9 protein-coding genes are annotated in these 10,139 nt (G+C 61.2%); 2 read left to right on the plus strand and 7 right to left on the minus strand.

Annotation, left to right across the window (positions count from 1 at the left end; all coding sequences use genetic code 11):
- Nucleotides 1–213: 213 nt before the first annotated feature.
- The 3 genes from JJB09_RS02640 to JJB09_RS02650 all read right to left on the minus strand — a co-directional run bounded on the left by JJB09_RS02640 (nt 214) and on the right by JJB09_RS02650 (nt 3,547).
- The gene (locus tag JJB09_RS02640; RefSeq protein WP_201652603.1) at nt 214–1,581 is read right to left on the minus strand and encodes a DUF1254 domain-containing protein; all 1,368 of its coding nucleotides are present in this window, start codon (nt 1,579–1,581) and stop codon (nt 214–216) included.
- Complete coding sequence (locus tag JJB09_RS02645; RefSeq protein ID WP_201652606.1) at nt 1,578–2,603, minus strand: DUF1254 domain-containing protein; 1,026 nt, start codon at nt 2,601–2,603, stop codon at nt 1,578–1,580. The genes JJB09_RS02640 and JJB09_RS02645 overlap by 4 nt, the downstream gene beginning before the upstream one ends.
- Before the next feature lie 152 nt (nt 2,604–2,755).
- On the minus strand, nt 2,756–3,547 hold the full coding sequence (locus JJB09_RS02650) for a hypothetical protein (protein ID WP_201652608.1): 792 nt from the start codon (nt 3,545–3,547) through the stop codon (nt 2,756–2,758).
- A 339-nt stretch (nt 3,548–3,886) separates the two neighbouring features.
- Here JJB09_RS02650 and JJB09_RS02655 point away from each other — a divergent pair, with 339 nt between their 5' ends.
- Entirely contained in the window at nt 3,887–4,576 is a 690-nt protein-coding gene (locus tag JJB09_RS02655) for a Crp/Fnr family transcriptional regulator (protein WP_201652610.1), read from the plus strand.
- A 632-nt stretch (nt 4,577–5,208) separates the two neighbouring features.
- Here JJB09_RS02655 and JJB09_RS02660 read toward each other — a convergent pair.
- From JJB09_RS02660 to JJB09_RS02675, 4 genes are read right to left on the minus strand one after another with little or no spacing between them, the layout of a single operon-like run.
- Nucleotides 5,209–6,111: an ABC transporter permease gene (locus JJB09_RS02660; RefSeq protein ID WP_201652612.1), complete on the minus strand. Its 903-nt coding sequence runs from the start codon at nt 6,109–6,111 to the stop codon at nt 5,209–5,211.
- Nucleotides 6,112–6,114: 3 nt separating this feature from the next.
- A complete protein-coding gene (locus JJB09_RS02665; protein WP_201652735.1) occupies nt 6,115–6,894 on the minus strand; it encodes an ABC transporter ATP-binding protein in 780 nt (259 codons plus the stop codon).
- Nucleotides 6,895–6,932: 38 nt separating this feature from the next.
- Nucleotides 6,933–7,907 (minus strand): ABC transporter substrate-binding protein, encoded by a 975-nt coding sequence (locus JJB09_RS02670; protein ID WP_201652614.1) that lies wholly within the window; start codon nt 7,905–7,907, stop codon nt 6,933–6,935.
- 25 nt (nt 7,908–7,932) lie between these two features.
- Complete coding sequence (locus tag JJB09_RS02675) at nt 7,933–8,916, minus strand: dipeptidase (protein ID WP_201652616.1); 984 nt, start codon at nt 8,914–8,916, stop codon at nt 7,933–7,935.
- 103 nt (nt 8,917–9,019) lie between these two features.
- Here JJB09_RS02675 and JJB09_RS02680 point away from each other — a divergent pair, with 103 nt between their 5' ends.
- Entirely contained in the window at nt 9,020–9,958 is a 939-nt protein-coding gene (locus JJB09_RS02680) for a LysR family transcriptional regulator (protein WP_201652618.1), read from the plus strand.
- Nucleotides 9,959–10,139: the final 181 nt, after the last annotated feature.

Genomic DNA, 10,139 nt, shown 5'->3' on the forward strand with positions numbered 1-10,139 from the left:
AAGTAACCGGCTCGGAAGCGGAAATCATTTCCGCTTCTTGGCACATATGTCCGCTTCGCGCCCGCATAATGGTCATCGAGCTACCGGTCGCTGTTGCTGCAAAGCGGACATGACGCAGTGACGATGCGGGTCGCGATTGCGCCGACAGCGGATACATGATCCAGGTGCGGCGCATTAGATTAGTGAGCGTTGGCGACCAAGCGCCAAAGATGGCTAGTGCGCGAATTCGATCTGCGGCGGTTTCCAGCGTCCGTCCAGCGCTTCGGCCTTGGGCAGGTAAAGTCTCATGACGGCATAGAAAGCTTCGCTCGGGGCGGGAAGCCAGTTCGCTTCCAATGACGATCCGGGGCTTTCGTGCTGCAGATAGAGGACGATATCTCCCTTGCCGTCTTTCTTGAGTTCGAGAAGCATCGCAGAGTTGATCAGGTAGCGATCGATAGGGTTGTCGACAAGCAACTGTTTTGGCCTGTCGTACATAGTCAGCGACCAGAACGCGTCGACCGGAGGAAGCGTCTCCGGCGTGAAGGTCAGGGTATATTTTCCCGTTACACCGTTGAGCGCCGCTTTCTTTGCGTCGAAAACATAGATGACATAGAGCGCTTCCTGCACAGAGTTGCCGTAGATTCCACCTTGCGCGGCGGCGGCACGAACCATGTACTGACCCTTCATGATCTCCGGCGTGCCGAACAGCTTGGATGAATCCGTCAGACGGCCGGCATTGTCACGAATTTCCTTCTCCGTCGCGACCGCCACCGCATTCATCAATGCCAGCCTATCGGGCGGCACATCCGCTCCCGGCCACTTCACGCCTTGCCGGATACCGAGCCTGGCGAGATTCTCCCGCTGCGCCTCGTCGCCCGGATAAGGGGGAGCGAAGGCAAGCAGGAAGGCGGCAATCGACCAATAATCGGAAACCATCCTTTCGTCAGAGATCGGCGGCCAATCGGCCGACGGTGGAGCCGCGGGCGCTTGGCCGCCGGCATAGGCCGAGAGGGGCGTGGCCTTGTAGCCTGCCTGAATTGCCTTCACTTTGTCGAGATCGGCAGCGGAGAAGAGCTGCGTCCTGACGATGCCGATGGCGAGCGCGGTCGGCATTTCGATGACGCGCTTGATGCCCTTCGGCACACTGCCCTTCCAGCCGGGGCCGGTGATCAGGAAATCGCCGCCTTCATTGCCGTCGACGCGCGTCCCCGGATAGTCGACATTGTTGGTATAGAGGTCGATCAATTGCAGCGAGTAGTAACGTTCCTTTTCAATCGACGGCATCGTCACGACGACGGGTTCCGCCCTGAGATCGAAGACAATGAAGGAATAGGGCGTGTCCGAATTCGGCGTGATAATAGCCGTGTCCTCGGGCGCATAGACCCGAGCAATGCTGGCCATCGTGTTGAAGGGGCCCTTGTACTGGCTGCCGCCCGGCTCCAACGCGTATTGATACATGGTGAGGTAGTTCTTCACCATCGGATAGGTGTAGATGTAAGCCTCGCGGGCTGCTGCTTTGATGTCATCCTGCGCGGTGGCCGGAAACGGCGACGATGCGATCAGGGCAGCGGAGCCCGCCAGAAAGGTCCGGCGCTTCATTTCAGCTCCTCCGCAACAGGAAACTTCCAGCTTCCATCGAGAATGTTCGCCTCGGGCCGATACAGACGGACCATGTAGTTCCATCCCTCCGGTGTAGGCAGGCAGTTGGCAATCTTGCCATCGCAGCCGCCGAACTGGACGGTCACGCCACCGTCGGCGTCCTTGGCGGCGGTGAGATTGTTGATCGTGTAGGCATTCAACGTGTTCGGTTCGTAAAGTCCCTTGGCGTTGTAGATACTGATTGACCAGAAGCCCTTGACCGGCACATCGGCGACCCTGACGCCGTATACGGTCTTGCCGTCGTTCTTGGCCACCGTGCGGTTCAGGTACAAGGCGTCCTCTTCAGGGTTACCGCCCCAAGCAATGGCCGAGCCGATGAAATGACGAACTGGATCGACCTGATCCTTGGCTCCGAACATGCCCCGCGTATCCGGCAGCGGCTCGCCCAGTTGCAGGATGATTGCGCGGGTCTTGTCGCGGCTGGCGCTATCCCAGTCGGGGATCTCGAACTCGCCGGGGCCACCAGGCTGTTCCGCGGTGATCTTGTCCTGCAACTCGTGCACGGCCGTCATGTCCTTGGGGTCCTCCGGATTGACAAGGATGCGGATGCCCGGAAAGACATAGCGCGTTCCGATCTCCTCACGGGTGAAGGTGTAGGTGCCGGGCTTATAATAGACGCCATGGGTATAATGATTCTGATCAAAGACCTGCATCGACATGAACCGCCCACCGGTCTCTGGCAGCGTGACCGTCACCGGCCCGGCATCAAGATCGAACACGGCTGAGGAGTAGAGTGTGTCGCGGTTCATACGGATGATGGCCTGCTTGTCCAGCGGCGTCATCTCGCGGTCGTGGCCGAACTTGCCGAAGCGGCCGCGGGCAGCCACGGCCGAAAAATACAGGTCGCTCTCGGCGCGGACAAAATTGTCGCTGTTGACCTGAACCGGTTCGGCTGCGGCTGCATGCGCGGCAAAAAGCGCTGCGATGGCGATCGTCGACACATTCAATCTGGCAATAGACATTGAAAGTCCTCCAAGGTTGGACACTAAAGCCTCACAGTTAGGCAAACGAACGGTGGCGTGTTTCTGTCGAAAGCGAGCCGCCGGTTTTCGGAGAAATTTGAAGAACAGGCGTCAAAGCTGGAGGCCGCTATCCCAAAGTTCCACCGCCTGCTTCAGAAGCGCCCGACAAGGCCGAAAATCGGACCTTTCTGCACCACGTCGAAGACAAAGTCGTCCTTGCTGTAGTCGACGCCGAGTGAACGGTAGCCGGCAACGGCCGAGATCGTTTCATTGAACTCGTAGCCGACGCCGGCGGCGACATCCCAGTCAAGATCGGCCTGGCCGGCACCGAGCAGCCCCCAGGCGCTGAGATAGACGTTGCCCGTCATGAAATAGCGCCCGCGAAAACCGCCCATTGCATCCACCCATGTGGCGCTATCCCGGCCCGAAGCGCCGTCCAGCAGACCGCCGGAGAAGGAGATTTCCGTACTGGCATGCCAGAGGCGCGCGCCTGCCACGACATCGAGATTGCTGCGCCCGTCCTGGAAAATGGCATAACCCGCACCGGCAAGTCCGGCGAACGTCTGAGACGTCACATCGACACGGCCCGCGACGATGCCGAGCGGTGTGGCTCCCCCGGACGATACCTTGGTATAAATTACATCGCCAAAGACGCTGAAGCGGTCGTAACGCGCTTCGCCGACAGCCATGAAACCGAAGTCGAGATCTTTAAGGATATCGCTGAAGTCGGATTGGAGATGTATCGCGGGCAGACCGAATTGCCCGACGTCGCCCGAGACGCCGGCGCCCCAGAAGTAAGGGCTCACGGCGAACGTCCAGCCGCCATCTTCAGCCGGCTTGGCCTCGGGAACGATGAAGGGCTGCTGGAGATCGGCGGCCCTTGCGGATGAACCCGCGACAACGCCGGACAGTAATGCGACTGCAACTATTGCATGAGCTTTCATCAACTGGACTCGCTGCCATCAGATATCAATCCCGGTCCGCGCGCATTCGCCGCGGAAACCGTCCAACGAGATTGTCAGTCCGAGACCAAGCCTTTCTGACCGGGATCAACACTTGCGGGTCACCGCCGCCAATCATCATCGGTGGCGACGAGATTGCATATTGGATAGGGCAGGATTGTCTGAATCCGGACAATCTGCAAAATATTAGATTGCCACATCAAGAATCCGGTCGAGCGGGTTGTCTTTGTGCGGTCATGACGGAACTGTGCGTATACTTGGCTGTCTTGTAACGGATCTGCCAAAGATATGTCGTGGGAATTCTGAAAATATGGAGGAGCGATGTTGGATTTGACGCGGGAGAAGGCCGAGCAAATCATGCGCGCGGGCACCTGGCTCGGGAACATGACTGAGCCATTCCGGACGGAGTTGATGCGCAATGCTCGGCTGCAGCGCTTCGCTCCCGATCAGATCATTTACCGTTATGGTGATCCGACCGGCGGGATGTACGGGCTTGTCGCTGGCTCGCTGACGATCAATTCCGCGCCACCTGACGCGGTTCCTCGTCTGATCCATCTCGGGATTCCTGGTGCATGGACGGGAGAAGGCCCGTTCCTAACCGGCCAGCCACGCCGGATCGAACTACGGACCCTTGGCGACTCCTGGATGATGCATGTGCCGCTCGATGCCTTGGAGCAGATGGCGACTCGCGATCCCAACGTATTGCGTGCCGTGGGACTGAACACCGTTTTCACCGTCGATGCTCTCATTCGCATCGTTCATGACTTGCAGAAGCGCAACGTCGGTCGGAGAATTGCCTCTGTCCTCCAACGGGCTGGCTGGCTCGGCGACGTGCCCATTCCATTGTCGCAAAGCGAACTTGGCGTCATGGCGAATGCGTCGCGGCAGCAGGTCAACATGGCCATGCGGCGCTTTGCTGCCGCCGGTTGGGTGGATTACACCTATCGATCGGTCACAGTCACCAACCCCCAGGCGCTGGGGCAGTTTTCTGAAGGCGACGGAACTGAGTAAGGAGCAGCGGAAAACTGGACCCGGGTTTGTGTGAGGGCTTTGAAGATTGGGTCAGCAGCCGAATGACATTTTTCAATGTTCCTGCGGCTGATCGCCGGCAGTCCGCTTCCGGCCCCATGGCGGACATGCTGGCCTGCCGCCTGCGTCCGCCGCAGTACGCTCCTGACGCGGGCAAGCACTTCGCGCAGATTGAACGGTTTGGAAATGTAGTCGTCTGCACTAACCTCCAGTCCGATTATGCGATCCATGTCGTCCGTTCGTCCGGCGACAATGATGATCGCGGTCTTGGAAAAGGCCCGGATATGGCGCCAGCGTCAAACCGTCATCATGGGGCAAGCCGAGATCGAGCAGGATGAGGTCGATTGAATCCGAGAATTTCTGGCGAACCTGCGTGGCATTTTCGGCCATGCTGACGCGGTAGCCATTCGTCTGGATCTGCGCCGCAAACTTCTCAGCGCTTCAGCATCGCGCATGCCGTACAGCTGGCATGACAGCTTGGCGCGACATCACCTTGTCGGCTACCGCTCGGCATTCCCCGGCCGACTTTTCTACGGTTGGTATGATCGCTTTCTGGCCTACGGGGTCGAAGACCTGGAGGGCCGGACATCCGCGCAGTCGCGGGTGCCTTCCCCCTATGCCTGCATCGTTTCGCGCATCGCGGTGCGCCCACGGGCAAGAGGCAAGCCGAGCGTAACGAGAACGAGTGCCGCCGTAGCGATCTTCAGGTCACTGGGCTGGAGGCCGAGCGAGAGCGCCAGCGAGAGGAGCTGATAGTAGACGATGGCGCCGACCACGGGCGCCAGCAACTGCCTCAGAACGGTGCGCCGGCCGGTCAGGGTTTCGCCGATCACCAACGAGGCGAGGCCGTTGATCAGGATGCCGGCGCCCATGCCGACATCGGCATAGCCCTGCAACTGTACGACCAGAGTTCCGCCAAGCGCGGTGAGGCCTGATGCGATGCCGAGGCCGGCAATCGTGTAGGTCCACGGATTGATGCCGAGCGAGGGCGCGAGTTCCGGATTGATGCCGATGACGCGCATGGCCGCACCGGACCGGGTCATCAGATACCAGCGCAGGGCCAGGAAGGCGGCACTGAGAATGATGGCAAACGTCACGATCTGCAGGCCGACATTGGTCAATATGTCGGGATTGATCCGGGCGAAGATGTTGTCGGCGCCGAAGAGCGCCACGTTGGAGCGCCCCAGCACCCGCATATTGATGCTGTAGAGGCCGGTAAAGACCAGAATACCAGAAAGCAACGGGTTGATGCGAAAGCGCAGATGGATCAGCGCTGTCGCAGCGCCGGCCGCAACGCCCGTCAGCGCGCCGGCGACGGTCGCGAGCAGCGGCGTATGGCCGGCGAGGAGGAATGCCGCGCAGACGGAGCCGCCCAACGGGAATGCACCCTCGCTGGTCAGGTCGGGAAAGCTTAGCAGCCGGAACGGGATCATGATGCCGAGCGCCACGAAGGCATAGATGAGGCTTTGCGACAGCGTCACCGGCACCAGGTTCAGGAATGCGTGGATGAGATCCATCGGTCAGCTTCCCAACAACATGCGATCGTTCTCGATCTTGAATTTGTCCACAAGGTCTGCGGGGGTCAGCGAGGACTTCTCGATGCCATGGATGTCGTCGCGCACGCGGCCCGCATCCATCATCACCAGCCGGTTGCCGGTCTCGATCGCCTGGCGCATGTTGTGCGTTACCATCAGCGTCGTCAGCGCCTGTTCAGCGACGAGGCGGCGCGTCATGGTCATGACGAGATCGGCGGTGCGCGGGTCAAGTGCGGCCGTATGCTCGTCTAGCAGCAACAGCGACGGCTTGGAAAGGGAGGCCATGACCAGCGAGAGCGCCTGACGCTGGCCGCCCGAGAGCTGGGCCACGGGCGTTGACAGGCGGTTCTCCATGCCGAGTTCCAGGCCAGCCAGCATATCGCGATAGCGCTTGCGGCCGCCGGCGCTCAGGAGAAAGCCGAAGCCGTGGCCCTTGCCGCGCCGTTCGGCAAGCGCGAGGTTCTCCTCCATCGTCATTGCCGCCGCCGTGCCGATCATCGGATCCTGGAACACACGGGCGATCATGCCGGCCCGGCGATGGGCCGGCAGACGGGTGATGTCGCGCCCATCGAACGAAAGCGTGCCGGTATCCGGTTCGATCGCGCCGGCAATGGTATTGAGCAGGGTGGACTTGCCGGCGCCATTGCTGCCGATGACGACGATGAAATCGCCCCTGTTGACGGCGAGGTCGAGCCCGTCGAGGGCCGGGCGGGCGGTCGCCTGCCCGGCATTGAAGGTCTTGGTCAGGCTTTTGCAGGCCAGCAGGCACGCGCCAGCCTGGATAGGCCCCTGCGCGGCGTCGGTCACTTTAAGATCCACGGGCTGTCCTTGAGAGCATCCGGAACGGTCAGGCCCACGGCCGCAAGCCCCTCGGGGCTGACATAGGATTCGAAATCCACGGTCTGCGGCACATAGGGAGCGATGTCGGCAGACTTCTCTCCCTTGAGGATGCGATCGGCGATATCGGCGGCGTGCTGGCCGTTCTTGAGGTAGGAGATCGCGTGGAAGCCGGCGAGCTGGCCCTTCAGATCAGGCGCGAAGACCGAGTTGAACAGTGGCAGCCTGATGCGCTGGGCCACCTGCGCCACCACGGGCACGGAGGTCTGCACGATATTGGACTGGATGAGGAAGATCGCATCGACTTTGCCGGCAAAGCTCTGCACGCGCTGCGGTAGGTCGTTGGCATTGTCGACGGGCACTGCGACGATCTCCAGGCCGGCCTTGGCCGCAGCCTTCTGGATCAGCTCCATGTTGGAGGTGTCGTTGTCCTCGCCGGGATTGAACAGCGTGCCGACCTTCTTGATGCCGGGCATGACCTGCTTGAGATAATCGAAGGAGGCATCGAAGTTCGGCAGCATGGACGCACCGGTGCTCCAGGCCGAGCCGTGCTGCCAGTCCGGCACGATGCCGGCGACAACAGGATCGACGACGGCACCGAATACAATCGGGATCGACTTGTTAGTGATGCCGCGCACGGCGGCCTGGTTGAGGCCAGTTGTGATGGCGAAGATCATGTCGGGATGTTGGGCCTCGACCTGCTGCAGAAGCTGCGGCACCAGAGTGCGGTCGAAATTGGCGTGGCGGAATTCATAGCGCACGTCCTTTCCTTCGGTATAGCCGAGCTCCGCCATGCGCGCCTTGAAGCCCTCGGCGACCTCGTTGAGCGCCGGGTGTTCGCCGAAGCTCGCGATCTCGATCAGCTTGGGATCGGCCGAAGCCGCCCCTGCAAAGGCGACCAGCGCTGCGGCCGCGACAAGCCTTTTCATGCGATGTATCATTCTTTCCTCCTCAGGTGCGGCGCGCCTATGGGCGCCAGTTCTGTTCGGCGACTCGAAGGAAATTTTCCCCCAGGATGCCGAGAAGCGCGGTTTCGTCGTAACCGTGGCGGTCCAGCGCCTCGATCAGTTCAGGCAATGCTTCGGGCTTGACATCGGCCCATGGCGGCCGCGGATAGCCGCGGAGCGCCATCATCGGTCCGGAATCGTAGAGCTTGGTCATGAAGGGCTGGTAGAAGACGGTGTCGAGGCCGAGGCCGACATGTTCGGGCCCGACGAGTTGGGCGATGTAATCGATATGGCGCACGATCGCCGACACACCCGACGTATTGTCGTCGGTGAGGAACGCGCCGATCGAATTGATGCCGATCACGCCGCCGCGCCGCGCCACCGCCTTGATCTGGGTGTCGTTGACATTACGCTCATGGTTCTTGAGGGCGAACACGCTGGAATGCGAGAAAATCACCGGCTTACTCGACAGTTCGATGATGTCGAGCGAGGTGTTGACGCCGGCATGGCTGGCATCCAGCATCATGCCGACACGGTTGGCTTCAGCCACGAAGGCACGACCGAGCATCGAGAGGCCGGCATCGGACGGCTCGTGGCAGCCGTCGCCGAGCGGGTTGCGGGTGTTGTAGGCCAGGATCATCCAGCGTATGCCGAGCCGATACCAGCTATCGATCATCGCCGGCTCGTAAGCCGCCGGGCCGGCGCCCTGCAGATGGAAGCTGATCGCGGTCTTGCCTGACGTCTTGGCGCGGCGGATATCCGCCACCGTGTCGATGATCTCGAACTCGTGTGCGCGCGCCTCGAACCAGCGCCGCTGTTGCGACAGATGGCGAAGCGTCGGCTCCGGGCGATCCCAGTCGGCGCCGATCGTCAGCGACAGGAAGGAAAAGCCGGCAGCGCGGTAGCGAGCCAGCATGTCCGGTCCCTCGTCGAGGCATTCCGGCGTCCAGCCGACGGCGCTCTCCCAGACGATGGCCTTGTCGATAAGTGAAGCAGACGCCATCAGCAGCTTGTCCTCTGTTGTCCTGGTGACAAGCTAAGGGACGAAATCATCATTGCGCAATTGGCGATAATGAGTTTGATTGTTCCGGAATTGGAACAATCAAATGGCGCGCCAGGCTGACCCTTTCGACCTCATGATCTTTGCCCGTGTCGTTGAGGCGGGCAGCTTCAGCCTTGCCGCTGAGCGGCTGGGGTTGCCCAAATCGACGGTCTCGCGGCGCATCTCGGCGCTCGAGGCCGGACTCGGCGAGCGGCTCGTTCAGCGCACCACGCGCAAGCTCGTGCTGACGGAGATGGGGCAGCGCATCCTCACCTCTGCAGAGCAGATCGTCCACGAAGTGGAGATAGTTACGGCACTGGCGGAGGATAGTCAGGTGACGCCATCGGGTCGGCTCAGGGTCTCCATGCCCAGCGACCTCGCTTCCATCACGTTTGCGCCGATGCTGGCACGGTTTGCGGAAAGCTATCCGGCAGTGCAGCTCGAACTCGACCTGTCGCCCGACTATGTCGATGTGCTGGCCGACAGCTTCGACCTTGCTATACGCATCGGCGGCGAGGCGTTAGGGATGCGCCTCACCACACGGCACCTTCTGGATATCGGCATCGGGCTTTACGCATCGCCCGCCTACATAGCGGCATTCGGCGAGCCGGACATGCCGCAATCGCTCGCACGGCATAGTATGCTGGTGCTGCACACTGGCGGAGAAGCCGCTTCCTGGCGGCTCGAAAGGGGCGCGCAAGTGGCGGCGGTCGATATGTCGGGCCGTCGTGTTTCGGCCAATTCCTACGATCTGTTGCTCAAGCTTGCCTCAGCTGGGGCGGGCATCGCCGCGCTGCCGGACATCTTCGTCCGGTCGCGCGTCGCTAGCGGCGAACTGAAGCGTGTCCTGCCAGACTGGCAGCTACCACCCGCCATGGCGCGCGCCGTTTTCCCGAGCCGCAAGCTGATGCCGCGCAAGACACGGGTTTTCCTGGACGATCTGCTCGACTTTCTCAAGCCAAAGCCGCTGCGCGCTCTCAAGGACGATTCCACGCTGCGATAAGGGTCGGCCAGTCGCCCGGCTGTCTGAATTGATGGGGTGGATGCCCCCTTTGGCCGGCGCCGCCATTCCGCCCCATGCGGGTGATTAAATCACGAATTCCTCCTCGTACGTCTGTGGTTCGGGAACGACCGTAACCTCCACCGGAACGATCCAATTGGCCGCGTAGCTCTCGCAGTCGGAA

This window comes from Phytoamicus setariae, from assembly GCF_016722925.1.
In the GTDB taxonomy this organism is placed as follows: domain Bacteria; phylum Pseudomonadota; class Alphaproteobacteria; order Rhizobiales; family Rhizobiaceae; genus Rhizobium_E; species Rhizobium_E setariae.